Source organism: Providencia sp. TYF-12, assembly GCF_041344805.1.
In the GTDB taxonomy this organism is placed as follows: Bacteria; Pseudomonadota; Gammaproteobacteria; order Enterobacterales; family Enterobacteriaceae; genus Providencia; species Providencia huashanensis.
Genome location: NZ_CP166833.1, coordinates 525,225 through 551,903 on the forward strand (window position 1 = coordinate 525,225; position 26,679 = coordinate 551,903).

The following is a 26,679-nucleotide window of genomic DNA, read 5'->3' on the forward strand; positions in this document are numbered from 1 at the left end:
TATATAACGCGAAAATTAACGGAGTCATGATAGAGAGTCAACCACAAAAATGGCGTTCTTAGGAAAAATCGACGTTTATGTGATGTGAATCAGCAACAAAGATTGCTATCCAGCAAAAGATCGCAGAACATAGCACCGTTAACGAATGGGATATCACTTTGGAATTATGAAGAAAAAAAGACCTTCTTTGCAGGATGTTGCCGACCAAGTTGGCGTGACAAAAATGACGGTGAGCCGTTTTTTACGAAACCCAGAGCAAGTTTCGGAATCTCTGCGTGAAAAAATTGCTCAAGCTGTTGAAATATCAGGGTATATACCTAATAAAGCTCCTGATATATTGTCAAATGCAACAAGCCATGCAATTGGGGTGCTATTACCTTCATTGACCAACCAAGTTTTTGCTGAGGTGATCCGAGGTATCGAGGCAGTCACTGACTGTCATGGTTATCAAACGATGCTGGCACACTATGGCTATTTGCCTGAAAAAGAAGAGGAGCGGCTGATGTCGTTACTTTCTTATAATATCGATGGGGTGATTTTAGCTGAGCGTACCCATACGGAACGGACGCTTCGCATGCTGAAAACTTCAGGGATCCCTGTGGTTGAAATTATGGATAGCGTTTCCCCTTGTTTAGATACTGCCGTGGGGATTGATAACTTTGAAGCTTCCCGCCAAATGACTCAAGCGATGCTCGAACGCGGTTGTCGTCATATTGTGTATTTGGGGGCAAGGCACGATGAGCGTACGTTTATTCGTTTAAAAGGCTATGAGCAAGCAATGTTGGATGCCAACCTTGAGCCGCGTAATCTGATGACAGAAGTCAGTTCATCATATTCACTAGGTGCTCAATTATTGCATGAGTGTCGCGCTAAGTACCCTGATACCGATGGCTTATTTTGTACTAATGATGACTTGGCTATAGGCGCTATTTTTGAATGCCAGCGCTTAGGTATTCAAATTCCGGAAGACCTTGCCATCTCGGGGTTCCATGGTCACGATGTGGGGCAAGTCATGACACCGAAATTAGCCAGTATTTTGACGCCAAGGGACCTTATGGGGCGAAAAGCCGCAGAAGTGTTGCTGGCGAGAATGTCAGGGAATAAGCTGACGGAGACGCATTTTGATGTGGGGTTTTCTCTACTCACGGGCGAGAGCATCTAATTATTTCCCGTCATACTTCAAATTATAGGGGTGTTGGCTGCTTTCGGCTACTCAGGTCACATACTTATGTATGCTCCCTGAGATATCCTCAGCTTGCCGCCTACCTCTAATTCGAATTATTTAGGGAAATAGTGTGGTTTAATATAGCCTTAAAGCTAAATTTCGGCGTATGCACTAAAAGTATTGGCTGCACTCACCAACCCTAGTCACATACTGGAGTATGCTCCTAGGGCTTGGCTCGTTTGCCGCCTAGCGACACCACGAATTATTTAGATGAATATTAAAGATGGGTTAATTGAAATTTAAAATAAAACATACTTTTAAATTTCTATATTGTTAGTGCCTCTTTTTTCTTTGCCTATCTTCACTAAACTCAGATTGAGATAATCATCACAGATCTGTTCTCTTCTTCGCCAATTTGATTGCTAAATAAATCCTCACTGCTGATAATGTTACCCGTAACTTGTTACCGGTAACATAACGGTATTAATTAAAAGCCAGAATAATTTTGAATGCCTGAGGAGTTTCCTATGAGTGATACCCAACAACAAAACTATGCATTTGTACTAATGGGGGTATCGGGTAGCGGTAAATCTGCAGTAGCAAATGGCGTTGCTCAGGAATTACATGCCGCCTTTCTTGATGGCGACTTTCTGCACCCTAAAGCAAATATTTTAAAAATGGCATCGGGTCATGCGCTAAATGATGATGACCGCCAACCTTGGTTAGTCGCATTAAACCAGGCAATTTTTGCTATGCAGAGAACAAATTCTATTTCTTTAGTTGTATGTTCAGCATTAAAGAAAAAATATCGAGATATATTAAGAGAAGACAATAAAAATTTATTTTTTATCTACTTAAAAGGGGATTCAGAGGTTATTGAAGAAAGATTAAAAGCCCGTAAAGGGCATTTCTTCAAACCTGAAATGTTAAAAACACAATTTGCAGCCTTAGAAGAACCCAATGCAGCGGAAACTGATGTTCATATAGTTGATATTCGCCAAACTCTTGAAGATGTCATCGGTAATACCTGCTTAACGATTAAACAAATTGTCGCGGGAGAAAAATCATGAGCACGGTTGAGACGCTTAGCACATTAACATTGGTACTCACAGCGGTTGGCTCGGTAGTTTTATTACTGTTTTTAGTCATGTATGCACGCCTACATGCTTTTGTTGCACTGATGATAGTGTCAATTGGTGCAGGGTTGTTTTCAGGAATGCCAGTTCAACAAATAACCGAGACGATGCAAAAAGGAATGGCTGGGACTCTAGGTTTCCTTGCTATTGTTGTGGCATTAGGGGCAATGTTTGGCAAAATCCTGCATGAAACAGGGGCATTAGATCAGGTTGCGAATAAGTTACTTAACCTTTTCGGTGAGAAACATGCGCACTATGCGGTAGGTATCGCAGGGTTAATTTGTGCACTGCCATTATTTTTTGATGTCGCCATAGTGCTGTTAATCGGTGTGGTATTTGCAGTGGCAAATCGAACTGGGCATAACGTTGTCCGTTTAGCTATCCCATTATTTGCTGGGGTTGCTGCCGCTGCGGCATTCTTGTTGCCTGGGCCGACACCGATGCTGGTTGCTTCACAAATGGGCGCAGATTATGGCTGGATGATTCTCATTGGTCTATGTGCTGCAATTCCTAGTATGATCCTAGCGGGTCCTCTATATGGGCGATTTATTAGCCAGTTTGTACACATTGATATTCCTGCGGATTATAAAGCACCAAATACAGAACATGGCAAAATGCCAAGTTTTGGGTTCAGCTTATGTTTAGTGTTATTTCCATTAGTTTTGGTGGGTTTAAAAACAATTGGGACTCATTTTGTTGAGAAAGGCTCAACTCTGGAACATTGGCTCGAATTTATTGGTCATCCTTTCACTGCTTTATTACTTGCATGCTTGCTTGCCATATATGGTTTAGGTTTCCGTTATGGTATGAATAAAGAAAAATTGATGGAAGTTTGTTCTGCGGCGATCCAGCCTGCGGGGATTATCCTGTTGGTGACTGGGGCTGGTGGTGTTTTCAAACAAATTCTTGTGGATTCAGGTGTTGGTCCAGCGCTAGGGGATTCGCTAATCGGCGCGGGTTTACCTATTGCGGTAGCCTGTTTTGTTTTAGCGGGTGCTGTACGTGTTATCCAAGGTTCTGCAACGGTTGCGTGCTTAACAGCGGTAGGTTTAGTTTTACCCGTTATCAGTGAATTAGGGTATTCAGGTGCGCAGCTTGCTGCTTTATCAATCTGTATTTCCGGTGGTTCATTGATTTTAAGTCATGTTAATGACTCAGGTTTCTGGTTGTTTGGTAAATTTACTGGTGCAACTGAAGCGCAGACTCTAAAAACGTGGACGGTAATGGAAACTATCTTAGGGACGACGGGCGCCATTGTCGGTATGATTTTCTTCGTTTTCTTGTAATTTTTTAGGTATAAAGACAAAGGTCAGCTTTAATCGGCTGACCTTTTTGCTTTTCGTTACTGTAAAAGCTGGCTCAACTGGCTATATAAACCTTGAGCACTCTTTTTGTAACCATCAACAGACAAGTGTACATTGTCTGGTCGTGCTAAGTCTTGTGCTGCCCATGTACGGATTGAACAAGGGCCACCCATAAAGGCTTGCCAGTCCCAAAACAGCGTATGTTCCTGAGCTGAAACAGATTTCTGAATTTGAATAACATTCATTAAGTTTACAGGCATTTGAGCTTGGCAATTCATGGCATCATTAAATTTAATCGAATCATTCGGCCCGACTAATAAAATAACGCTATTTGGCATTTGCTGGCGGATTAAGCGGATTTTAGCGCGTAAATTTTGCTCATAAGCGGCAAGGTCTAACGTATCATTAAAGGCTTCATTAGTACCATAAGCTAAAATCACCATATCAGGTGACAGCTGAGCTAAAGTCTCACTCCATTGTGGTTGCCATTTATCTACCATACTAAGTGTTGCACCATTGATCCCTAGCGCGGAAAGCATAACCCCTGGCTTTTGTGAACGTACGAGCCAGCCACCAATCTTTAACCCAGCACTTTTATTGACCGTAACCTCTGCGGGTAACTGGGTGTTAACCGGGGTTGAAAAATACCACTGATAGCCTGTTGCCGGGAGTGCAACATTAGGTGAAACAGCTGGAGCCACACTCATTTGAGAGTCATTCGCGCTCTGGTATAGCGTTTGAAGCTGATAGGCCCCTAGAGCCGGTTGTAACGGCTTGAGTAGCACTTTACTCTTTGCGGCTTGTGGTTCAGCAATCATTCCCCCTAAGGGGTAATCAAAACGCTCATCTTTACGGCTAGAAGAAAGTGACCATTCTTTTTTCTCGCTCATGCGGTTAATGGTTGCAGTACGTTGTCCCGGAATAGAAATAGGAGGAATAAAGCCAGGACCTGCATCACCATAACGTTGCTGAAATAAACTCCTTAAATTGCCGCTGAAAAAATCAGCCGCAGTGTGGGAATCACCAATTTGAATAATATGAACTTGCTGGTTACCTTGACGTAATTTATTTGCTAATTGCGTTAAATTAGGCTCAGCATTGTTGATTAATTGCCCTTGAGATATAACAGTTTGTCCTTGTTTCGAACTTGGTATGCGCGTTTTGTCTGATGTATTTTGACAAGACAATAAGCCCAACGATAGCAGTGCAATGATGCTACCCGCTAAAATTTTGAGCTTAGCTTGACGCAGATTGTTCAGTTTCATGAGGTTCCTTTTCTTCCTCTGCTTCGAAATGGATCAATGAGAAAACTTTTTCTGCAATAAGTTGTTGCCCTTTACTGCTGAAATGAATCCCATCGCCACTTCTCAATTTAATTGTACTGCTTTCATCGCCGATATAGTCAGAGTAGTTATCGCCTTTATATTTAAAGACATCATTGACAGAAAAATAAATTTCGCCGTTACTTTCAACTTCAGACTGGTAGAGGCTTCTTAAGAATTTCATACCATCGGATAGCGTATTTTTACGCATATTAGGAGGACCAACCCAAATAACATCTACATTGTGCTGGCGTGCGGTCGATATTATATCATTAATACGCTCTCGGTAAACTTTTTCCCAGTCTTCACTTTTAAATTTGACGTATTTATAACCTGTTTTTGGTGGCATATCCCAAGGGTCATTAGGCCCTAAGAAAACAACAAGAACTTTAATATTAGGGTTATCATTCAATGCCTTAGCAATGGTTTGGGGCCAGTTGAAAAAGCGTGGATAGGCAAGGCCAGTGCTTTGTTTGCTTAAATTAATGCTATCGATATTATATTTTTTCAATAGCTTGTTCTTAACATGTGGAGCAATGCCTTGCATCATTGAGTCTCCTGCAAATAGAACTTGCTGGCCTTTTTCAATGTTGGCTATATGCTTCTCTACAATAGGTTGGTTTTGCTTGATAGCTAAGTGACTTAAATTGCCCTTGAGGCTTTTTGCTCTCGCTTGTGGGCGCTTAAGCAACTCAGGGAAAGTTATTGATAAGCTGTCTGCTGGGTAGATATAACCATTCATAAAATGCAGGCCCACTTGAAAACCGTCTGGGAAACTCAGCTTCTTGTTTTTATTTGCTAATGCTAATTCAGCGGCTTGCTGGTCGTCTTGTGCTTTTTGCCCTGAAGCATGATAAGTAAATACACTTCCCGCCTCGAGAGCACCGTCATGTAAATAAGCACCGTAATCCCAAATAGGGTTTCCTGCCATTTTCGCCCATGGTGTATCTTGATGATATTTTTGTTGCCAGAATCGCTCCAAAGAACCTTGGTTTAACCAAATCAACAACAGTCCTGCTAGTAACACAATAACTAAAACTTGGCCGGTTTTAATTAGGTTTTTTTTAAACTCAGAAGTTAGCATAAATAAACCCCGGCATACCTGAAGGTGAAAGCATAAACATAATTGTTAAAACAAGAGCAAGTGGAATAGGGTAGTAATACCAAGGGATATCTTGGTATTTTTTCGCCGCATAATGGTAACCTTGTACAAAGTAAGGATAGGTAATGAGTAAGACCCAAAATGCAATAAGCAGACCTAGGCTTGCATTAATTGATGCAATAAAGCCTGGGGCAATAATTTGATTAATCATTAATATCGCATCATCAAAAGAAGCACTACGGAAAAAGATCCAAGCAAAACAGACAAAATGGAAAGTGATAATTCGTGAGACCCAAATTGATAATGTTTTATTAGGGAGTGCCTTTGTCCAACCCAATTTTTCCATACACAAACTCTTTAAATTGAGTAAAACAATCCCTAAGCCATGTATTGCTCCCCACACCACGAACGTCATTGCGGCACCATGCCAGAGTCCGGAGATCACCATAGCAAGGAATACATTAGCATTCATACGGCTAAAGCCTTTGCGGTTACCTCCTAGTGGGATATAAATATAATCACGAATAAAAGTCGATAGGCTAATATGCCAACGTGCCCAAAATTCTTTTAGGTTTGCGGCTAAATAAGGGGCATTAAAGTTAACGGGTACTCTGAAACCTAATAATAAGGCGATGCCCGTAACAAGGTTGGTGTAACCGGAAAAGTTAAAGTAGATATTCCATGCATAGGCATAAGTGGCTACTAAGATCTCTCCTGCGCTATATCCGATAGGGGCATCAAAAACAGGGTTAACAAAATTTTCGGATAAGTAAGAACTAAATAAAAAGAGCTTAATTAGCGCCAGTGAAATCAACAGGATTGCCTTGCGACTATTGAGAATGGTTCGGCTTTCTGCTTGGATTTGAGGCATGAAATTTTTTGCGCGGTTAATCGGCCCCGCCACAATACTTGGAAAAAATGCAAGGTATAAAGCGACATCGAAAAAATCAGCTTTAGGAATTTCTTTACGGCATACTGAAACTGTATAACTAACAGAGTGGAATGCATAAAAAGAAAGACCGAGTGGAGCCAGTATTTCAAGAATAGGGAGCCCAACACTAAAACCAAATTTATCTAAAGTTTGCTGAATACTTTCTTGAAAGAAAGAATAATATTTAAAGTAGGTGAAGTAACCGATAATAACTGTGGCTAGGATGAGATAGACCCATCGATTTGATAGCCAATTTGTCACCCAGTTTGTGAGAAAATAAATGAATAGGGTATAACCAAATAAAATATAGGCAAAATCAGGGTTAAACGAATAAACAAAAAAATAGCTTGCGGTAATTAGTAGACCATTTTGTAGTTTTGCACTGGGCTGACAAGCCCAATAAATAAGAAAAAATATCAAGAAAGAGCCAAGAAACTCAAAAGAGAAGAAATTCATATTAGACTCAAAGATGTTAATTATTTTGGTAGAAGATGAGCATATGATATTTGATCTCTTCTTCTATGCAATCAGAATATTGCTCGTCATATTTTGAGTAATGATTTTGTTGGCGGCATTCAATTCCCCCGCAGGGTATCTGCCTGCTATAACATGAGCAATTTATAGCGATAAAAAAATCCACTTTGTTAAGTGGATTTTTTATATCTTGTACCTGGTGATACAATAATTAGATGCGAGTGGCTGCTCTTTTTTGAGCTTGTGTAATCAGTTCTTCATTACTCGCGTACATTTCTTGTAAATAACGGTTATAGGATGAACCTAACTCGGAGTACCCTTTCATATCATTGATAAGTTTTGTGGTATCTAACTCATCTTTTGATAGGCGTTGTTTTGCTCGTGAACTACGTAGTGATTCATAAGCATTATGGGTATTCATATTCTTCATATACGCTGTCACGGTATCTTCAACTGAAGAGTATGCTGAATAGCCTTTAACTTTACCTTTGTTAGTTCGGCACCCACTTCCGCAGCGCATACCAAATAAGTTACCGTTCTGTAATGCAAGTTGTGATGTACCCCAACCTGATTCTGTTGCTGCTTGTGTGGCCACTAAATGCGTTGGCATGATATCTACGCGACTTAATAGCTTATCCCAATTGATGCGTTTTGGGTTGCTACATTTCATACCATAGCTATCACAGATTTGGCTAAGACGGCGCAGTTCTTGAGCGCTCCATTTTTTATTTGCGCGAACGGATAATAACCAATTGCGCTCTTCCATAATCTGCTTATTAACTTTTTCAATAACAGGGACAACCGTTTTCAAAAATGCTTTCTTTCGTGGTGTACCAGAAGGGTATTTACGTAAATCAGGGAGTGATGTTTTGGCCTGACTTACATTTTGCACAGTTTTATTAGAGTACTCTTTATTGAGCATTGTGCTGGTACTGGTGGAGCCCATACTGAGGCTCGAAAATAAAAGTAAAAATAAGAAAGCGAAGACGGCGTTTGTCCTCATCGTTCGAGAGGGCATTTGCTTCTCCTAAGTATCTCTGAACAAAATTCGAGCGAATATTAGCAGATTAAATTTTTACGAGCTACTTTTATCCGGCTAATATTAGGTAAACTTCTGTATTGGATTGTAGGTTTTTTTGTTTATTTTTAACTTTATTGATTTTGATGTAAAAATAATATTTTTACATCTAGTTTTTATGGTTATATATTAAAATGTCTTACTTGTTTTTACTTTGAATGGCTGCACTTAAGTTAAATTCGATTATTTATCACACAGTTCACTTAGTTATTATAAGGCTATTTTGCTCAATAAATAGCCACTTAGTCGCTTATTTTATAATCAAAATGGGAAAGGCCTCTTTTTCCTAACGATAAAAGAGGGAACAAAAGTGAAATACAAATAGGCGGTATGAAAGGTAAAAAAAGCGAGTTAAGCTTCATTTTTACTCGTCACCTTGACCGTGATAATTTCGTTTAAGTGAGCAATTTTTAGGGGAAATTTAGGGTTGTAAAATCTGTTGCTGTATATCTTGTTGTTTAGCTTCTTCTGCAAGGGCCGGGAAGTCCGCAACAGTCCAATAATGGTTTGGTACAGGAAGTTGTCTCATATTTTCAGTGGGTTGCAAACGTAACTGAGCAAGTAGTGGTAAATTGTATTGTAGGTAGTTATCTGGCAGCGTTAATCGCAACCCTCCCTGAGGTATGATTTGAGTCGGTATTAAAGGTAGTCTGTCATCGCTGGTATTATAGTCCCTTGTTAATACAAGGAATTTTTCAGGTACTCTCCGGTAGCTATTCCACCATAGGCCATCAATGTTATCGAACATTTTACTTGTTTCGGCTCTATTTGATGCGCCCAATTGGTGCAGGGCTAAAGGTAAGATATTTTCTATGGATTGAGAAAAAACCGGCAAAGAGTTCGCTCGACCCTGCAAAATAACGGTCATTGCAAGGCGTGCTCCGAGCAAATTAGAGTAAAGATCTTCAGGGGAAAAAGCCGAGATCCCTTCTGAAAAGCCTGGAACCGATTGATAACCATACCATTGTGCAATTTCGTGCCATACGGCAAGTTGGAAAGCAAGTTTAGCCGCAAGATAGGCACTGAGCGTATAACGTTGGTGTGCAGATGGCGGTGGCGTAAAGGGGCTGAAATGAATTTGTCTACTGGCCAGTTCTTCACTTAGTGAAAGTGTCCATTCTTGGCCAAGGCGTGGATAAATTTGGCTGAATAAGTAAAAAGTATAATCTGCAGTATCTCTGACATGCGAGATATCAATAAACCCACCTTTATCTGTATATAATAAGCCAATTTTTTCATTACTAAGCCCCATTAAAGCTGCACTTGCCCCTAAAAAGCTATCATTATAATGATGCTCACCAAGGCTATCGGCTTCTACAATATTATCGATAGTATAAAAAGGAACGGGGAGCCCCCATAATTGTGCTTGGAGGTTGTACCCGAAGGCACAGCATGCACGTAAGCCTTGAGGGGGAACTAATGAAGGAATAACGGACCAATCTTGTGTAGCTTCTTCAAAGGTATGCGAAGTTAATACGGGGGAAATAGCGGGCAATTCAAGCTTGCTATGATTTTGGCATGCAGTTAATAGCAAGGCTAAACAAGACGCTTGAACCCACTTAAACATTAAAACGCCTCCCCGACCTGAAAATAGACACCAGTGCTATTACGGCCAATGCCGAAATCCAAACGTACATTCATTCTTGGCTTAAATTCAAAGCGATACCCGACACCAACAGTAGGGAGCCAGTGGCTTTGACCTAGTTCGGACGGTGTATCGCTCATCGTCCCTGTGCCTAACCAACCGACAATACCATGACGCCAATCTAGCTTATGCCTAATTTCTATTTGGCTAGTGAATATATTATTGTCGCGATAGCGACCTTCGTAATAGCCTCGCATTCGATTACCATTACCTAATAACGATAATTGATTCCATGGCACATTACCTGTTGAAAACCGCGCATAATTATCAAGTGCAACCACGGTATCTTCGGCAATCTGATGGTAGTAAGCGTATTGTAATTGCGTGGTTTGAAAACGGGTGTCGCTACCAAGATTTGGCGCAAAATAAGTGTAAGTCACTTCAAAGGTTTGCCCTTGGTATGCGTTAGGCAAAAAATCGCGGGTATCATAACTATAATAGGCGCTGACCCCTGAGTTGATAACAGAACGCCCACCGACGGAATTAGCGAAGTACTTTTTTGCACCATCATCTGGGTCGCTGGCATTAATTGATGAAAAGTTCCAACCGAGTCCAATATAAGTGGCATCCGTTAGTTTATACAATGCTCTTGGCGTTATTTGGAATTCTTGGGAATGGTACTTTTCTTTATTATGGTCGTTTTTACCTGCAGAATAGCCCTTTCCCCAATAATAAGTAGGAATGTTATTGATGGTACCCGAAATAAATAATCGCCACTGGTCGTTATCAATAAAATTATAATTAGTGAAATTCAAACCAAATGCGCCTGTAGATGAAGCGAAGCCACTTAACCCAATTGAAGAAGGTTGCGTTTGTTTATCTTCTTTATCTATCCGGTATAAACCAACCAGCGCAGTACCGATGCCTATCCCCATTTCAGGGGTATAAAAAGGCCCCGGCAAAACGCCCCAATCAATGGGTTTGCTGTCATCAAAGCTGTTTTCACCCCCGAGGTTGTTTAACCAGCCATCAATTTGTTGGCGGTCGGGGAGAATATCTGCTTTAGCAGGAAAAAGAATAAAAAGGCTGACCAATGCCAGCCTTTGGATAATAGCCGAATACCACATTAAAAACGGAATTCTCCAGAGACAAAGAAAGTATTACGGTTATTAAAACCAAACTCAGTGAGTACATTAAAATTGCGAGTAAACTCGACGCGAGCACCGACAGTATTATTCCATTTATGGGCAAGGTGCTGTTTGACGTCGAATTTCATACCAGGTTCATCCATTGAGTTAATTATATCTTGGAATTTCCCAGGTAAATTGAGCTTATTGATATCACCTTTAAAACGTTGGGTAATATCTTGGTACATTGCACCAGTCCAAACTTGAACTTTGGTATTCCCTTGCCCATCAATCAATGGGTCAAAAGTAAATGTATAGCCAATTCGAGGTGAAATTATTAAAGCTTTAATATCACCATCAAGAATATCAAGGTCAGTTTTTGTATAATTTAAATCTAATGTTGTGAAAAAATCGTTATATCCCCCGGCTAAAGTAAACCCAGCACCATAGGTTTTACCTTTAAAATCTAAATCAAAAGGTTGGCCTTTCAATAAAGGATCTAGTGGTATAACGAATCCCGGAGCTAACTCGAAACTTCCACCTTTTAGTGTGGTATGGGACTTACCCTTAGTGTGACCATATAACCCATAAATATTTAAGAATGGAAATACCCATGAATCTAATTTAAGTGTATGGGTTTCACTTTTTTGCCGTGTATGTCCCGCTTCAATGTGTATCGCATTTGAAAACTCAGGGCTTTCAGGAGAAATAAACCCAATTCTGTCGACTACAATATCTTGGCGCATATTCATATAACCATAGCTTGCACCAAATGGCTCCGGCAAATCATAACCGCGGGCGCGTGCTTCATCACCCCAAATCGGCAGTACTCGTGACTCTGTAGCAGAAGAATGAGTAATACCGCCTTCGTTATTGTTTTGTGGCACCCCTGACTCACTAACTGATACTGAAAATAATGGACGGTCGCTATCGGCAAAGCTTACGGGAATACATAAAAAAGAAGAAAGGATTAGCACATGACTGAATTGGATGCGTTTCATAACATTGGCTCAATTTTAGGAAGTAAAGGGGGTGTAAAAGCAGATTATTATTCGTCTTACAGCGATAATCGGAATTTTATCATTAATCTTTTTTTTAGGGATAGCGCTTAATGCTTTTTTATTAACTCTTTGGGTAAAATGAGTGTAGGTTGATAGTTTGTTTAAGATTGTGCTTTCCAAAACCGAAAAATAGGTGCCGATAGACAAAAGGTTACCGGCACGAAGAGCGTAAAAGATTATTTTTTATTCTGTTGGTGAAACTTAACACGTTCATGAAAATAGGCTTTTAAGTGATCTTCCATTTGATGGATTTTTTGTTCTAAAGCATGTACGAATACTTCGTCGCTATTCATATTGTAAACACGCTGCATTGCGAGTTCGTCAATGTATTCTTTTTGTGCTTCTGTCAGGTCAATCATATTCTCACACCTATATAGATAGAAATTAGTTCTTTTGCCTCATCAATACGAAGCAAGTCAGAGAAAGGAGGTCATTGTGCCTCAGCCAATAGCGTATGAAAAGTAGAATAAATTATTATCGAATAATGATTATTGGTTTACTTAGTTACAATATAAAGGATCAAATCACAATCTGAATTTGTTAAGAATATTCACAATATTCTTAATGAATATAAGCTGATATCCTCGCTAAAGTCACTTATTAATAGGCCTTAAAATGAACAATAAACAATATTACCTTGATACTGCAGCAGGTGAAGGCGAAAAAGAAGCATCTATGATGGTCGCTATTCCAGGTTCTGAATTGACATCTTCGTTACTTGAGCAGCGTTTAGAAGAACAAACCTATTTTACGGATGGAGAAGTAGACTATATTCCAGATGAAGACGGTTTCTTTTTTAGCTGTAAAAAAGGTGAAGAGGAATTGCGTTTCTATATTTCATTGGTAGATAGCGACCCTGAATATACGATCAACCCATATTTTGCGACAGACCCTATTAGTCCAGAATTATACGCGGAGGCGAGTTCGGCTCCTCAAGCGGTGATTGTGGAATGTTTATTCAAAGAGCAGCCGTTAGTCAGTTACCTTCAACAACTGAAAATCATTCAAATCTTAGTGCCTGATTTACTCTTAGGGCTGGATATTTCGGCAGCAGGGAAAGTGTTTACTCGTGAGTGGCTTAATTTTCAATTAATAGATGATTTAATGCCAAGCATTGATTCTTTATATGTTGTGCACGCTATTTATGACCAAGAAGATAATGAAAATAAACCGGAAGAAGAGCGCGCACCAACCATGTATTGGTTCCATACCCATGGTTTAGCCCGTTGTGGGTTGTCTGAAGCTGAAATTATTATTCCACACCCAATCGCATCTTATTATGGTATCCCAGAATTATTCTGGAGCTTTGTGAACAACAGTATTACACACGGTAAAATCGTCTTTAACGAGCCAATTTTTATTGGGCAAACACAATCAGGTTACGAATACCTGGTGGCATTGCCATTTGAGGAAGGGTTGCTTCATGTCGGTAAATCAACGCCTATTGATAACTTAAAGCCATTAGAAGAAATGAATTTTGAGTTTGGTGATGCAACTTCTGAGCGTTTTATGGGGGATTGGCACGACAGGGATGAGTCCCATCAGCACCCGTCAGTCATGCTGTTCCGTGTTACACAAGAAAACCCAGTATTAGAGAGTTTCTTTGAAGGGTTTGAAGATCAAAATGCGATGATGTTTATGCGCACAGACGAAGAAACGGCGGATATGTCCCGTAAAGCGAAGCTGCGCTGGGAGTATTTCACCCACATGTTAGATAATTATGGTCCAAAACCTGTCACTCAAAAGAAAGGTTTTTTTGCGAAGTTTTTAGGCAAAAACGATGATGAAGCTGATACTGAATGGCGTTTCTTAGTGAAATGTGGCATTGGTTATCATGATGCGGAAGAGGATTATGATGGGCACGAACATATGTGGTTTGAGCCAATTTCTTGGAATGGTGACCAGTTTGAAGGCCGATTAATTAACCATCCTTTTTATGTGAAAGATATGCAAGAAGGGGAAACTTATCCATTAACCCGTGATGATATTACGGATTGGACAATTTATTTCCAAGATGGAAGTTACACGCCGGATACGATATACAAGCTACTGAGTGGCGCGCAAGTTCACTAATTCGTTAGACTTCAAGTCACATGGGCGAAGCTTGTTGCCTATATATGCCTTGGATTATTTAGAGTACAAAGGTTTGTGTTAGACTGGGCGCGTAAAGTGCCCAATTTAATGATGATAGTTTGACACTATGAATGAATCTGACCTGTACCAATATGCCCTGTTTATGCTTTCTCGCCGTGACTACGGTAAAGCTGAGTTATTTAGCCGTATGAAACGACGGATGTATGAGAAAAATGAAGGTATTATTGATGAATCGTTGATTGAAAAAGCCCTTGAACGACTCAGTGAGCAACACTTTCTTGATGATGATCGGGTGGTGGCACTATTAATGCAGGGCTATATTCGCAAAGGTTATGGTCCGTTGCGAATTAAGCAAGAAATGCGTCAAAAAGGCTTTTCTGAAGCTTTAGTTGAAAAACATTTTGCTGATGTTGATGTGGATTGGTTTGAGAAAGCGGCATTGGTACGCAGCAAAAAATTTGGTGATGACCTACCCCAAGATTTTAAAGAAAAGAGTAAACAGATCCGTTATTTACAATATCGAGGTTTTTTTGGCGATATGATTTACGAACTGTTTAGTTGATTGTTTCCTGATTTTAATATCAATGCAGGTTTTCTGTATTTGATTAGCTATCTTGATGACGAACCCATTGGTATCCGCATATACTTCAATTTCTTTTTTTAACCTAATCTAGTCTGTTCTACCTATCTGAAGAGGGTAATTGGTAAAATCCGCTAGAAAATCTCTTCTATAAAAGATTTATTATTTCTTTATCTTGTGTTTTTATTCATATCTATATTAAAAAATATCGTCTGGCATGATCATTGTCAGTGAATTTTGCTTAACTATTAGGCAGAGTGATTTTTTATAATTACAAAATGAGACAGGCAGGAGAAACAAATGATTGAGCTCTTAATCGGCGTTATTGTCGCCATTGGAGTTGGGCGCTATATCATAAAAGGGTATTCGGCAACGGGCGTGCTAATGACAGGGGGGATTTTACTTCTGATCATTACCGCTATTATGGGAAAAAGTATTTTACCAAGTTCTGTTCCTACGACGGGGTGGCGTACAACAGACATTTTGGAATACATAAAATTCCTATTAATGAGCCGAGGTGGTGACCTTGGTATGATGATTATGGTGCTATGTGGGTTTGCATCTTACATGACCCATATTGGTGCCAATGATGTGGTTGTTAAAATTGCATCAAAACCGCTAAAAATGATCAACTCGCCATATTTATTAATGGTAGCGGCTTATATTGTTGCTTGCTTGATGTCGCTGGCGGTTTCCTCTGCGACTGGTCTTGGGGTGTTATTGATGGCAACCTTGTTCCCCGTGATGGTGAATGTCGGGATTAGCCGTGGTGCAGCGGCGGCAATTTGTGCTTCACCAGCGGCAATTATTCTGGCACCGACTTCAGGTGACGTTATTTTAGCGGCGCAAGCTGCTGAAATGCCATTAGTTGATTTTGCATTTAAAGTGACTTTGCCTATTTCTATTGCTGCAATTGTTGCTATGTCTATCGCACATTTCTTCTGGCAGCGTTATCTAGATAGAAAAGAAAACGTCAAAATGGAAATGCTTGACGTCAATGAAATCAAAACTCATGCGCCTTCTTTTTATGCCATTTTACCATTCACTCCGATTATTGGTGTATTAGTATTTGATGGTAAGTGGGCGCCTGAACTGCACATAGTTACAATCATTGTTGGTTGTATTATTTTAGCTGCTGTTATTGAATTCATTCGTAGTTTCAGTGCAAAACACGTCTATGGTGGCTTAGAGGTTTGTTATAAAGGGATGGCTGAAGCCTTTGCTACAGTGGTTATGTTATTAGTTGCGGCGGGTGTATTTGCACAAGGTTTAAGTACTATTGGTTTTATCAAAGGGCTTATTGACCTAGCACAATCATTTGGTTCGGGCGCGATTGTCATGATGATTGCATTGGTAATTATTACAATGCTAGCTGCAATGACAACAGGGTCTGGTAATGCACCGTTTTATGCCTTTGTCGAATTAATTCCACATCTAGCAAAACAGATGGGCGTCAACCCAGCTTATTTGGTGATCCCAATGTTACAAGCTTCTAACTTGGGGCGCACATTATCACCTGTTTCAGGTGTCGTCGTTGCGGTGTCTGGGATGGCTAAAATTTCACCGTTTGAAGTGGTAAAAAGAACGTCAATTCCAGTGCTAGTTGGCTTAATTGTTGTGGTCATTGCAACTGAAATTTTAGTTCCTGTCTATCTATAAACCCAACCTATTTTTTATGTAAATGGCTGAGCTAGTAGTTCAGCCATTTTTTTATCACATTTAAAATTAAATTCTTTAGATGCAAAATTTATTATTTTAATCACAAGCTAAAAAGGATTTTTACAGAGGAATTACATTGAGTTTTTTTATTTGACGTTATTAACGAGATCTACGCCAAAAAGTTGAACAAAATAGGTAAATTAAATTAGGCGGTCTTACTAACTTCATGCAAAATCGGCGCATCTGATTTTAATAACGTTAATGATGAAGAATACAAGATGAGCACAATAGAAAAAACAGTGGTTACAACGGATAAGCCAGTAAGTAAATGGACGTATAAGGATTTTACATGGGTACTTTCTTTATTTGGAACAGCCGTAGGGGCAGGGGTTTTATTCTTACCTATTAAAGCAGGTGCTGGGGGTTTTTGGCCATTAGTTGTGTTGGCATTAATTGCTACCCCAATGATTTGGCTAGCACATAAAGGGTTAGCGCGTTTTGTTTTGTCTGCAAAAAATCCGAATGCGGATATTACTGATACTGTAGAAGAGCACTTTGGTAAAGTTGGGGCAAATATCATTACCTTTGCTTATTTCTTTGCTATTTACCCAATTGTATTAATTTATGGCGTGGGTATCACCAATACCGTTGATTCTTTTATTGTCAATCAGCTTGGCATGGCGCAACCTCCGCGTTGGTTACTGTCAGGTGTGTTGATTTCGGCAATGACAGCAGGGGTGGTGTTTGGTCGTGACCTCATGTTAAAACTCACTTCTTTGATGGTTTACCCATTAGTTTTCATCTTATTAGCATTGTCTTTATATTTAATCCCTGAGTGGAATATGTCGATGCTAGAAGTGTCGCCTGATTGGAGTGCAATGCCAGTTATAGTTTGGATGGCTATCCCACTGATCGTATTTTCATTTAACCATAGCCCGATTATCAGCCAATTTACCAAAGACCAACGTCAACAATTTGGTGACAAGGCAATCGTCAAAACTGATATGATCACAGGTGGTGCAGCCTTAATGTTAACAGGCTTTGTGATGTTCTTTGTTTTTTCTGTGGTGTTATCTTTAAGCCCAGCAGAACTGGAAATTGCCAAGCAAGAGAACATTAGCGTGTTATCGCATATTGCTAATATCAATCCATCACCAATTTTGTCTTACTTAGGGCCGATTGTTGCTTTTGCGGCGATTGTTTCTAGCTATTTTGGTCACTTCTTAGGTGCCCACGAAGGTTTAGTTGGGTTAATTAAATCCCGCTCTTCTTTCTCAGTTAGGAAAATTGAGACAGCATCTATGTTATTTATTGTGATAACAACATGGATCGTCACTATTCGTAACCCAAGCATTTTAGGTATGATTGAAACGATGGGGGCGCCAATGATCGCGGCTATCCTGTTCATTCTACCGGTGGTATCGATGAATATTGTTCCTGCAATGAAAAAATTTAGTACGTCAAAGCCAGCACAAATATTCACTTTTGTCTGCGGATTAGCGTCCATTACTTCTGTTATTTATGGTGCATTTCAATAATCGCGGGTAATTCGATTCGTTTTAAAAAGCCACAATCTCAATGGGTTGTGGCTTTTTTTTATATGAATAAGAAATAGATTATAAGAATAATACCTTATGTGATTAATTATCGGCGTTGAGCGGTGCAAAGCGTTCTAAGGCATGGAGTGTAGACTAATCTATATGAAATAATTTCAAGTTCAAATAGTTGCCTAGTATATAGTCTTAGGTAATATCTATTGATATCACAGCATAGAACCCACTTATAATTATCTCTTCTGGCCGTGTTTTCCAGTGCGTCATAACAAGGATAACAAATGAAATTAGAAACATTATCGATTCACGCGGGCTACTCTCCAGACCCAACAACCAAGTCTGTTGCGGTTCCAATTTACCAAACTACATCGTATGCATTTGATGACACTCAGCACGGCGCTGACCTTTTCGACTTAAAAGTCGGGGGGAATATTTATACACGCATCATGAACCCAACAAATGATGTTTTAGAACAGCGTGTCGCAGCATTAGAAGGCGGTGTAGCTGGGCTGGCTGTTGCTTCCGGTATGGCAGCTATTACTTATGCCATCCAAACTATTGCGCAGGCAGGTGATAACATTGTTTCCGTCGCAAAATTGTACGGTGGCACATATAACTTATTGGCCCACGCGTTACCACGTTTAGGGATTGAAACTCGTTTTGCGGAGCATGATGATTTAGCCGCACTTGAAGCGCTGATTGATGATAAAACCCGCGCAGTTTTTTGTGAGTCAATTTCCAATCCGGCAGGGTTTATTGTTGATATTGCCGCATTAGCCGAAGTTGCTCACCGCCATGGTGTTCCACTGATTGTCGATAACACAGTGGCAACCCCATACTTATGCCGTCCCTTTGAACATGGTGCGGATATTGTGGTTCATTCATTGACTAAATATATTGGTGGTCATGGGACATCACTTGGCGGGATGGTTATCGATTCAGGGAAATTCCCTTGGGCAGAGCATCCAAATCGCTTTTCTTTATTGATAGAACCTGATGTAGCTTATCATGGTGTAAGCTATACAGAGCACTTTGGTGCTGCCGCCTTTATTGCTCGCTGCCGTGTTGCGCCTTTACGTGGAACTGGGGCGGCGTTGTCGCCATTTAATTCATTTTTAATCTTACAAGGCTTAGAAACATTAGCATTAAGAATGGATAGGCATACAGAAAATGCATTAAAAGTGGCTAATTTCCTTGAAAAGCACCCACAAGTTGAATGGGTGAAATATGCAGGTTTACCAAGCAATCCAGAGCACGGTTTAGCGCAGAAATATATGAACGGAAAGCCGGCAAGTATAATGTCTTTCGGTATTAAAGGTGGCCAAGAAGCAGGAGCACGTTTTATTGATGCACTGCAACTGATTGTACGATTAGTGAACATTGGTGATGCTAAATCATTAGCTTGCCATCCGGCGTCCACAACGCATCGCCAATTAAATGATGCTGAACTCGCACAGGCAGGCGTATCGCGGGATATGATCCGTTTATCTATCGGTATAGAACATATTGATGATATTTTAGCTGACCTTGAACAGGCATTAGTTGCGGCAAGATAATTGGTGTAAAACTTGATAAAAACTGGTTATGGTAAAGTAAAATCATAACCAGTTTTTTCTTTTTTATTATCCAAAAAAGATGATACTCGTTTTGTTTGTTGTATTAGTTCTTATTTTTATATTAATAATTAGTTTTATATAGTATTTTGAAAAACTGAACGGCCCTGTAAGGTTTTAACCTTAATGTTCAATTCTTATCTATTTATTATTGATGAAATATAATTTCTATTTATGGATTGTTTACCAAGAATCAGCCTGATACAAATTAACTTTTGATTTGTTTAAACGGGGTTTAATTGCCATAACGATAATAACTAAATAGTCAGTAAAAAGTGTTTATTTAAAGCGAATAAGCTAAAAGATATTAAATATCAATAACAAGAATGGTTGAGAAAAAATGATTATGGCAAACAATAAAGTTGCCTACCTTAAGTGGTGCTTACTATTTGGGTTTATCTTAGCGACCTATTTTTTACCGTTAAACGGTAGGTTGCTATGGCAGCCTGACGAGTTACGTTATGCCGAAATTAGCCGGGAACTGATTATTAGCTATAACTGGAGTGTGCCTGAACTTCTTGATATTCGTTACTTCGAAAAACCGATTTTTGGCTATTGGGTTGGGGCACTGTTTCAAATGTTATTTGGTGAAAATAATGTGTCCGTGCGCCTTGGCGCTGTCTTTAGCACTTTGGTCAGTGGGTTATTTGTTTATCTCAGCGCTAAAATGTCATGGAAAAATGCACGTATCGCATTTAACGCTGCCTTTATTTACCTTTCGATGCTTATGGTGTTTACGATAGGCACCTACAATATTCTAGACCCAATAGTCACCGCTTTTATTACGATGGTGATTTTCTTTTTCCAATGGGGTCTAACCACACAACGTTTTTCTCATCGATTATGCGCTTTTATTATGATGGGGGTGGCTTGTGGACTAGGGGTTCTGACGAAAGGCTTTTTAGTGCTTGTATTACCTGTTTTAGTTTGTTCTCTTGCCGCGGTGTACTTTAAGCAATTCAAAGAAGTCTTTGTTTTTTCTTTTGTGTCAATCTTTACGGCATTTGTTATCTGTTTACCTTGGGCATTTGTGATTGCTAGCCGTGAGCCTGACTACTGGAATTACTTCTTCTGGGTTGAGCATATTCAACGCTTTATGGCGGACAACGCACAGAACAAATCACCATTTTGGTTTTATATTCCTATATTACTTGCTGCTGTTTTACCATGGTTGGGTTATCTTTTTGGGGCTATACATTATGCTTGGCGGCAAAAAGGGATTTACCTTTACTTTTTATTGTGGTTTATCGCCCCATTTGTATTTTTTAGCATCACAAAAGGCAAGCTACTAACCTATATTTTACCTTGTATTGCACCGGTTGCCATTTTAATGGCGGCTTACATTGAAAAAGTACGGGCTGAGAAAAAAACAACCGCTATCCGCTTAAATGCCGTTATTAACCTATTGGTCGGTGGGGCTGCCGCGGCATTAATTATTGCTTCTCCTTATATACCTAAAATTAACATTTATCAGGCAGATGAAAGTAACAAATTATGGTTGGCCGCCGCCGCTTTTATCTGCTGGTTATTAGTGGCATTGGTTTCTTTTAAACAACGGTTTTGGTACTTCGCTGCGGCTTGCACCGTGGCAATCAGTTTGAGTGTCGGCCATGTGATCCCTTATCGCGTTGAAAGTAATAACACGCCTCAAAATGTAATTGAAAAATACCATAAACAGTTAGAAAACAAATCGATATTACTGACAAATAATGTTGGGTTAGGGACAGCTTTAGCATGGGTACTAAAGCGTAGTGATATTACGATGCTTCACCAAACTGGTGAATTAAGCTATGGGTTAAAATACCCTGATGCTATTAATCGGTTTTATAGCTTAGGTCAGTTACCTGGTTTATTAAAAAATAATCACTATAAGAATGTCGCGGTAGTGGTAGATGGTTCACAAAAAGAGATCATTGATGCTCTTCCTGGTAACCCAATTATAATTCGTGAGGGGAACTTAGTTTTCGCTTTCTACGAGGGTTAATAGAAAAATGGTATTACATGGAATGTAATACCATTTATATTTAATCGCCTGATTAGCGAGTTGGCTTATTGCCGTGAGGGTTGTTGCCTGTCGGGTGGTTTTTCCCTATTACAGGGGGTAGCCCATGGTAAATTAATAACATTGTCATACTATTACTCATTGTATTTGCATCGACTTCCACTGTATCCGCAGTTCGACTATTTCTTTGGTAACGACCAGATAACGTATTGCTCATTGAGAAGCCTCCTCTGTTTCTTTTATCAGGCGGTTAGCTTCAGCAAGCTCATAACGCCTTGGTGTCAGTGCAGTCGCACTATGATTACGGGCAAGTAATGAATATATGGTGGGCAGAACAAATAAAGTAAATAACGTGCCAACTAGCATCCCTGTTACGATCACCAAACCTAATCCAAAGCGGCTATTGGCGCCTGCCCCTGTCGCGAATAACAAAGGTACTAAACCAATGACCATCGCTGCTGTTGTCATTAGGATTGGGCGTAAGCGAATTTGTGCTGCTTTGAGGATAGCATGGCGTTTGTCCAAACCTTCATTGGCCTGTAACTCATTCGCAAATTCCACCATTAATATGCCGTGTTTACTGATTAAACCGATTAATGTCACTAAGCCAATTTGGGTATAAATATTCAACGTTGCATAACCCAGCGCGAGTGGGATCAAGGCTCCACAAATAGATAAAGGAACAGTGATCAAAATAATCAGTGGGTCGACTAAACTTTCATATTGGGCAGCTAAAACTAAATAAATGATGATGAGCGCCGCCATAAAGGCAAAGGCGAGGGTGTTACCTTCTTGTTTATATTGGCGCGAATCGGATTGCCAGTCATGGCTGAAGCCGGCAGGTAGTTCACTGGCAATGCCATCTAAATAAGCAACTGCTTGGCCGAGTGTGACTCCAGGAGCCGGAATTGCTTGGAAAATAGCCGCATTTTGTTGATTAAATTGCGTGAGCTTATTGGGTTCAACTTGCGTATTGATATCTACGACAGTTGACAGTGGGATCATCGTTCCCGCTTCCGATTTTACATAGTGCCGTGACAGTGCGTCAGGGGTTAGTCGTTGGCTGCGAATACTCTGTGGGATCACATCATAGGAGCGCCCATCCATTCCAAAGCGGTTGATATAGTTTTCACCCACTAATAAAGTCAGGGATTCACCAATATCTTGCATCCTGATCCCCAAACTATTTGCTTTTGAACGATTAATGCGGACTTCAACCACTGGGTTGTTATAGTCAAGGTCGCTATCCACCACCATAAATAACCCACTTTCACGCGCTTGCTGTTTGATCTCTTCCATGGTTTTGTAAAGCACGGAATAATCTTGTGAGCTTCGTAGTACCATTTGCACCGGTAGTCCCCCTGTTGAGCCCGGCAATGCAGGTAACTGGAAGACAAAGATACTATTTCCTTCAACATCTCCAACACGTCCTTGTAAGTCAGCTTGGATAGCCGACGCAGGGCGCTCGCGTTGTTCCCATGAGGAGAGGTTTGTTCCCCCAAAACTAGCGGAAGGGCCATCAGTGCCGTTAATAATCCATGTGCTTTCTGTTTCCGGTAACTCCATGAAAACATCATGTAATTTACGTGAGAAACGTTCAACATACTCTAGGTTAGCGTGTTGTGGCGATTTAATAGCGGTTAATACGCTAGATTGGTCTTCAACAGGGGCTAATTCACGCGGGGCAGATTGGTAAAGTAGGGGCAAACTGATAAAGACCGCAACTGCAATAACACCTGTTAACCAACGGTTTTTCAAAGAAAAATTCAATACAATAGTATAGTAATGAGCTAACGTACTGAAGAACGTTTCAGCCATTCGCGCCATGCGCCCTTCGTTTTGTTTTGAATTGAGCATGAAAGAGCTCATCACAGGGGAAAGGGTTAACGCCACAATACCTGAGACAATCACTGCGCCTGCTAGCGTTAGAGCAAACTCTTTAAATAACGCGCCAGTTAAACCTGACATCAAGCCGATTGGGGCGTATACCGCGGCTAAGGTAATGGTCATCGCGATCACAGGGCCTGCAACTTCACGAGCCCCAATTAATGCAGCTAAAACAGGGGATTTCCCTTCCTCAATGTGGCGATGAACGTTTTCGACAACAACGATAGCGTCATCCACAACGAGCCCAATGGCGAGTACCATTGCTAGCAAGGTGAGCAAGTTAACACTAAAGCCGAAAGCCATCATCAGTGCGGCTGCGCCTAACATTGATAACGGAATGGCTAAGATTGGAATGATGACACTGCGAATTGAGCCTAAACACAGGTAAATAACCACAATGACAATGAGCAAGGCTTCAATTAAGGTGCTGATCACTTGGTCAATAGAGGCTTTAATAAAGCGTGAGGTTTCAAATGCCATTTCCACCTTAACACCCGGAGGTAAGGTTTTAGTGATATCAGGCATTAATTGATTCATGCCATCAACAATCACTAACGGGTTCCCCGTTGGTGTCGCAAACAAACCAAGGTAAATAGCCGGCTCCCCATTCATCAAACCACTTGTTTCAGTGGATGAAGCGCCCAGTTCAATGGTTCCTACATCTTTCAGGCGGACTAATCCATTACCATCATTTCGGATCACCAGATCACGGAATTCATCAACATTGGTGAGGTCGCTATTGACATAAACGTTAGAAATAACGAATTCACCTTTAATTTTTCCGGGAGCTGCTTGGTAGTTATTTTGGCGCACAGCTTGCGCGACGTCGGCGGCTGTTAGCCCTCGCCCTGCAAGCTTATCGGCATCAAGCCATAAACGCATAGCAAGTTGTTGCCCACCAAAAACTTGGACTTTGGCGACGCCGTCAATAGAGGAATACATCGGCTCAATAACGCGGGAGATATAATCCGTTAGCGCTGGTATCGATAAATTAGTACTGGAAAAGCCAATATAGGCAACTGCGGTGGATTCCCCAGAAGAAAGCTCAATAACAGGGTCATAAGCTTCTTTCGGTAACTTATAACGAACTTGGTTTACTTTAGCCATTACTTGAGCAAGAGCTTGGGTAGAGTCTCGATTAAGTTCCATTCGTACAGTGACAAGGCTGCTACCTTGTACTGAGGATGAGGATAGATAATCGACCCCCTCGACTGAGGAAACCGCTTGGGCAATAGGTTGCGTCACAAAACCTTGCATCAGCTTTGCTGATGCCCCGGGGTATTGTGTCGTAATGGTAATAGTTGCACTTTCAAGTTGTGGATATTGGCGAATAGGTAGCTTGCTTAGTGCAAATAAGCCAATTAACACGATAAGTGCGCTGACGACCAGAGCTAAGACAGGCCGGCGAACAAAAATATCAGTAAATTTCATTGCGCCTTCCTTAAGAACCTTGAACGGTCGGAGTCATTGGTTCAGACAAGGTGTCTTGTGCGACAGGTGTCACCGCAGAACCATCGTTTAAGCGTAATTGCCCTGAAGTCACGACTTTATCGTCGGCAGTTAACCCTTGCTCTATTTCTATTTTTCCATCCCAACGTTGCCCCGTTTTCACCGAAACGCGTTTAACTGTCATGGCGCTACCTTCGCCTTGCGTAATGAATACGGTATCGCCATAGGCAGTATAAGTAACCGCAGTTTCTGGGATGGTGAGGACTTGATTGCTGACTTGGCGCACCACATTGACATTGGCGTACATGCCAGCTTTCAGTGTCCCATCGCTATTGTCTAATGTTGCTTGTAAGGCAATAGTGCGAGATTTGCCGATTAATGGGTCAATGGCAGTGATCCGAGCTGGGAATGTTTTATTTGGGTAGGCATCGACAGTAATATCGACAATCTGCCCCAGATGGAGTTCGGGGGATGCCTGCTCATCTAATGAAAAATTGAGCTTTAATGTTTTCGTATTGACAAGGCTAGCGACAGTTTCTCCGGGGCTCAAATATTGCCCTTCGTGTACTTGGCGAATACCTATTGTGCCATCGAAAGGTGCGACGATGGTTTTTTGCGCAATCAGAGCTTGGGTTTGACGGATCAAACCTTGAGCGATATCGCGTTCCGCCCGTGTACTATCAACTTGAGCTTCTGCGACTAAATGCTGTGTTGCGAGGGAACGGGTTCTTTCGTATAAACGAGCAGCATTACGCAACTGTGCTTGATAACGCGATAAATCGGCTTGCTCAACCGCATCATTGAGTTGCACTAATAGCTGGCCTTTTTTGACTTGCTGACCAGATCCAAAAGCAATTTTAGTTATGCGGCCACTGGTTTCAGCTGCCACTAGCACTTGGCTTCCTGCTTCAAGTTCACCTACTCCGTAGAAAGTTCGTGGAGCCGTGTTTAAACTGACTGGGGCTAACGCGACTTTAACGGGAGGGTACTGGTAAGCAGCTTGTTTATTATCTTCATTTTGTGCATAGGTAGAATAGATAGCACTACCGCCCCCTGCAGCAATTAAAATTGAACACAGTATGATTATTGTTTTTTTATTCATTAGATTTTCCTTCTATTTCTGCGTTTTTAACGCGAAATAAAGACCTCGAAAATGCCCTGCAATAGCGACAGCGATTAAGCCACCGATGACTGAAATATGCTCAATCGCCCAAAACATAGCGATTTTGGCTTCTTCCCCTGTATAGCTCCAAAAGGTATGAACAATCACAATAGTGAGAAACAAAAATACGGCTAGAGCACCAGTTCCAAGCCATAAAAGGCGGTTGAAAAGCACCAGAACGGAAGCGGCTAACATGACAAAAGCAGATGCGATATTGAAAAACCAATCCGGGTGCAGACCGGCAGCACGCATTTCGGCAAGGCTATTCTCATAATCAAAAACTTTGGCTAAACCAGATGAAATAAATAAAACCAAGATCAGCAAACGAGCAATAATCCATAAGCTGTTGCTTTCTAACAATTTGGTGATCACCGATGGCATAAACCTATCCCCTT

21 protein-coding genes are annotated in these 26,679 nt (G+C 40.7%); 9 read left to right on the forward strand and 12 right to left on the reverse strand.

Annotation, left to right across the window (positions count from 1 at the left end):
• Window positions 1-166 precede the first annotated feature (166 nt).
• The 3 genes from gntR to gntU all read left to right on the forward strand — a co-directional run bounded on the left by gntR (window position 167) and on the right by gntU (window position 3,587).
• Complete coding sequence (gene gntR, locus ABE954_RS02370; protein ID WP_129466983.1) at window positions 167-1,162, forward strand: gluconate operon transcriptional repressor GntR; 996 nt, start codon at window positions 167-169, stop codon at window positions 1,160-1,162.
• Between the two features lie 530 nt (window positions 1,163-1,692).
• Window positions 1,693-2,235 (forward strand): gluconokinase, encoded by a 543-nt coding sequence (gene gntK / locus ABE954_RS02375; protein WP_042848493.1) that lies wholly within the window; start codon window positions 1,693-1,695, stop codon window positions 2,233-2,235.
• Complete coding sequence (gene gntU, locus ABE954_RS02380; RefSeq protein WP_042848492.1) at window positions 2,232-3,587, forward strand: gluconate transporter; 1,356 nt, start codon at window positions 2,232-2,234, stop codon at window positions 3,585-3,587. The genes gntK and gntU overlap by 4 nt, the downstream gene beginning before the upstream one ends.
• A gap of 56 nt (window positions 3,588-3,643) precedes the next feature.
• Here gntU and ABE954_RS02385 read toward each other — a convergent pair whose 3' ends face one another.
• The 8 genes from ABE954_RS02385 to ABE954_RS02420 form a co-directional block, all read right to left on the reverse strand.
• On the reverse strand, window positions 3,644-4,870 hold the full coding sequence (locus tag ABE954_RS02385) for an SGNH/GDSL hydrolase family protein (RefSeq protein WP_042848490.1): 1,227 nt from the start codon (window positions 4,868-4,870) through the stop codon (window positions 3,644-3,646).
• Entirely contained in the window at window positions 4,842-6,011 is a 1,170-nt protein-coding gene (locus ABE954_RS02390) for an SGNH family hydrolase (protein WP_071547652.1), read from the reverse strand. The genes ABE954_RS02385 and ABE954_RS02390 overlap by 29 nt, the downstream gene beginning before the upstream one ends.
• Window positions 5,998-7,416, reverse strand: coding sequence for an MBOAT family protein (locus tag ABE954_RS02395; RefSeq protein WP_129466985.1), 1,419 nt, complete (start codon window positions 7,414-7,416; stop codon window positions 5,998-6,000). The genes ABE954_RS02390 and ABE954_RS02395 overlap by 14 nt, the downstream gene beginning before the upstream one ends.
• A gap of 229 nt (window positions 7,417-7,645) precedes the next feature.
• Complete coding sequence (locus tag ABE954_RS02400) at window positions 7,646-8,452, reverse strand: protein bax (protein WP_042848487.1); 807 nt, start codon at window positions 8,450-8,452, stop codon at window positions 7,646-7,648.
• Between the two features lie 481 nt (window positions 8,453-8,933).
• The gene (locus tag ABE954_RS02405) at window positions 8,934-10,079 is read right to left on the reverse strand and encodes a DUF4056 domain-containing protein (RefSeq protein ID WP_131680236.1); all 1,146 of its coding nucleotides are present in this window, start codon (window positions 10,077-10,079) and stop codon (window positions 8,934-8,936) included.
• On the reverse strand, window positions 10,079-11,224 hold the full coding sequence (locus tag ABE954_RS02410; RefSeq protein WP_042848485.1) for a BamA/TamA family outer membrane protein: 1,146 nt from the start codon (window positions 11,222-11,224) through the stop codon (window positions 10,079-10,081). The genes ABE954_RS02405 and ABE954_RS02410 overlap by 1 nt, the downstream gene beginning before the upstream one ends.
• On the reverse strand, window positions 11,224-12,225 hold the full coding sequence (locus ABE954_RS02415; protein ID WP_272656489.1) for a hypothetical protein: 1,002 nt from the start codon (window positions 12,223-12,225) through the stop codon (window positions 11,224-11,226). The genes ABE954_RS02410 and ABE954_RS02415 overlap by 1 nt, the downstream gene beginning before the upstream one ends.
• 236 nt (window positions 12,226-12,461) lie before the next feature.
• Complete coding sequence (locus ABE954_RS02420) at window positions 12,462-12,644, reverse strand: hypothetical protein (RefSeq protein WP_042848482.1); 183 nt, start codon at window positions 12,642-12,644, stop codon at window positions 12,462-12,464.
• 256 nt (window positions 12,645-12,900) lie between these two features.
• On the opposite strand from ABE954_RS02420, the gene ABE954_RS02425 reads away from it, so the two are divergent.
• The 6 genes from ABE954_RS02425 to arnT all read left to right on the forward strand — a co-directional run bounded on the left by ABE954_RS02425 (window position 12,901) and on the right by arnT (window position 21,768).
• Window positions 12,901-14,358: a DUF4026 domain-containing protein gene (locus ABE954_RS02425; RefSeq protein ID WP_042848481.1), complete on the forward strand. Its 1,458-nt coding sequence runs from the start codon at window positions 12,901-12,903 to the stop codon at window positions 14,356-14,358.
• A 127-nt stretch (window positions 14,359-14,485) separates the two neighbouring features.
• A complete protein-coding gene (locus ABE954_RS02430) occupies window positions 14,486-14,941 on the forward strand; it encodes a regulatory protein RecX (protein ID WP_042848480.1) in 456 nt (151 codons plus the stop codon).
• 318 nt (window positions 14,942-15,259) lie between these two features.
• Window positions 15,260-16,618 carry an anaerobic C4-dicarboxylate transporter DcuC gene (gene dcuC, locus ABE954_RS02435; RefSeq protein WP_042848478.1) on the forward strand — a complete coding sequence of 453 codons (1,359 nt, stop codon included), beginning with the start codon at window positions 15,260-15,262 and terminating at the stop codon, window positions 16,616-16,618.
• A 278-nt stretch (window positions 16,619-16,896) separates the two neighbouring features.
• Complete coding sequence (locus ABE954_RS02440) at window positions 16,897-18,156, forward strand: aromatic amino acid transport family protein (protein WP_042848477.1); 1,260 nt, start codon at window positions 16,897-16,899, stop codon at window positions 18,154-18,156.
• 296 nt (window positions 18,157-18,452) lie between these two features.
• The gene (locus ABE954_RS02445; RefSeq protein WP_042848476.1) at window positions 18,453-19,727 is read left to right on the forward strand and encodes a bifunctional O-acetylhomoserine aminocarboxypropyltransferase/cysteine synthase; all 1,275 of its coding nucleotides are present in this window, start codon (window positions 18,453-18,455) and stop codon (window positions 19,725-19,727) included.
• A 397-nt stretch (window positions 19,728-20,124) separates the two neighbouring features.
• Window positions 20,125-21,768 carry a lipid IV(A) 4-amino-4-deoxy-L-arabinosyltransferase gene (gene arnT / locus ABE954_RS02450; RefSeq protein ID WP_129466992.1) on the forward strand — a complete coding sequence of 548 codons (1,644 nt, stop codon included), beginning with the start codon at window positions 20,125-20,127 and terminating at the stop codon, window positions 21,766-21,768.
• 52 nt (window positions 21,769-21,820) lie between these two features.
• Here the strand turns inward: arnT and ABE954_RS02455 are convergent, their stop codons facing one another.
• From ABE954_RS02455 to ABE954_RS02470, 4 genes are read right to left on the reverse strand one after another with little or no spacing between them, the layout of a single operon-like run.
• Window positions 21,821-22,003, reverse strand: coding sequence for a hypothetical protein (locus ABE954_RS02455; protein WP_042848473.1), 183 nt, complete (start codon window positions 22,001-22,003; stop codon window positions 21,821-21,823).
• Window positions 22,000-25,104 (reverse strand): MexW/MexI family multidrug efflux RND transporter permease subunit, encoded by a 3,105-nt coding sequence (locus ABE954_RS02460; protein WP_042848472.1) that lies wholly within the window; start codon window positions 25,102-25,104, stop codon window positions 22,000-22,002. The genes ABE954_RS02455 and ABE954_RS02460 overlap by 4 nt, the downstream gene beginning before the upstream one ends.
• 10 nt (window positions 25,105-25,114) lie before the next feature.
• Entirely contained in the window at window positions 25,115-26,224 is a 1,110-nt protein-coding gene (locus tag ABE954_RS02465) for an efflux RND transporter periplasmic adaptor subunit (RefSeq protein WP_042848470.1), read from the reverse strand.
• A 12-nt stretch (window positions 26,225-26,236) separates the two neighbouring features.
• A complete protein-coding gene (locus ABE954_RS02470) occupies window positions 26,237-26,665 on the reverse strand; it encodes a DoxX family protein (RefSeq protein ID WP_042848469.1) in 429 nt (142 codons plus the stop codon).
• Window positions 26,666-26,679: the final 14 nt, after the last annotated feature.

What these genes read in the sequence shown, in the direction of transcription:
- ABE954_RS02405 (WP_131680236.1), bottom strand. Translation starts at nt 10,079, where the DNA reads ATGTTTAAGTGGGTTCAAGCGTCTTGTTTAGCCTTGCTATTAACTGCA.
- gntK (WP_042848493.1), top strand. Translation starts at nt 1,693, where the DNA reads ATGAGTGATACCCAACAACAAAACTATGCATTTGTACTAATGGGGGTA.
- ABE954_RS02410 (WP_042848485.1), bottom strand. Translation starts at nt 11,224, where the DNA reads ATGTGGTATTCGGCTATTATCCAAAGGCTGGCATTGGTCAGCCTTTTT.
- ABE954_RS02470 (WP_042848469.1), bottom strand. Translation starts at nt 26,665, where the DNA reads ATGCCATCGGTGATCACCAAATTGTTAGAAAGCAACAGCTTATGGATT.
- ABE954_RS02400 (WP_042848487.1), bottom strand. Translation starts at nt 8,452, where the DNA reads ATGCCCTCTCGAACGATGAGGACAAACGCCGTCTTCGCTTTCTTATTT.
- ABE954_RS02430 (WP_042848480.1), top strand. Translation starts at nt 14,486, where the DNA reads ATGAATGAATCTGACCTGTACCAATATGCCCTGTTTATGCTTTCTCGC.
- ABE954_RS02425 (WP_042848481.1), top strand. Translation starts at nt 12,901, where the DNA reads ATGAACAATAAACAATATTACCTTGATACTGCAGCAGGTGAAGGCGAA.
- ABE954_RS02455 (WP_042848473.1), bottom strand. Translation starts at nt 22,003, where the DNA reads ATGAGCAATACGTTATCTGGTCGTTACCAAAGAAATAGTCGAACTGCG.
- ABE954_RS02395 (WP_129466985.1), bottom strand. Translation starts at nt 7,416, where the DNA reads ATGAATTTCTTCTCTTTTGAGTTTCTTGGCTCTTTCTTGATATTTTTT.
- ABE954_RS02420 (WP_042848482.1), bottom strand. Translation starts at nt 12,644, where the DNA reads ATGATTGACCTGACAGAAGCACAAAAAGAATACATTGACGAACTCGCA.
- ABE954_RS02385 (WP_042848490.1), bottom strand. Translation starts at nt 4,870, where the DNA reads ATGAAACTGAACAATCTGCGTCAAGCTAAGCTCAAAATTTTAGCGGGT.
- gntR (WP_129466983.1), top strand. Translation starts at nt 167, where the DNA reads ATGAAGAAAAAAAGACCTTCTTTGCAGGATGTTGCCGACCAAGTTGGC.
- arnT (WP_129466992.1), top strand. Translation starts at nt 20,125, where the DNA reads ATGATTATGGCAAACAATAAAGTTGCCTACCTTAAGTGGTGCTTACTA.
- ABE954_RS02465 (WP_042848470.1), bottom strand. Translation starts at nt 26,224, where the DNA reads ATGAATAAAAAAACAATAATCATACTGTGTTCAATTTTAATTGCTGCA.
- dcuC (WP_042848478.1), top strand. Translation starts at nt 15,260, where the DNA reads ATGATTGAGCTCTTAATCGGCGTTATTGTCGCCATTGGAGTTGGGCGC.
- ABE954_RS02460 (WP_042848472.1), bottom strand. Translation starts at nt 25,104, where the DNA reads ATGAAATTTACTGATATTTTTGTTCGCCGGCCTGTCTTAGCTCTGGTC.
- ABE954_RS02440 (WP_042848477.1), top strand. Translation starts at nt 16,897, where the DNA reads ATGAGCACAATAGAAAAAACAGTGGTTACAACGGATAAGCCAGTAAGT.
- ABE954_RS02390 (WP_071547652.1), bottom strand. Translation starts at nt 6,011, where the DNA reads ATGCTAACTTCTGAGTTTAAAAAAAACCTAATTAAAACCGGCCAAGTT.
- ABE954_RS02445 (WP_042848476.1), top strand. Translation starts at nt 18,453, where the DNA reads ATGAAATTAGAAACATTATCGATTCACGCGGGCTACTCTCCAGACCCA.
- gntU (WP_042848492.1), top strand. Translation starts at nt 2,232, where the DNA reads ATGAGCACGGTTGAGACGCTTAGCACATTAACATTGGTACTCACAGCG.
- ABE954_RS02415 (WP_272656489.1), bottom strand. Translation starts at nt 12,225, where the DNA reads ATGAAACGCATCCAATTCAGTCATGTGCTAATCCTTTCTTCTTTTTTA.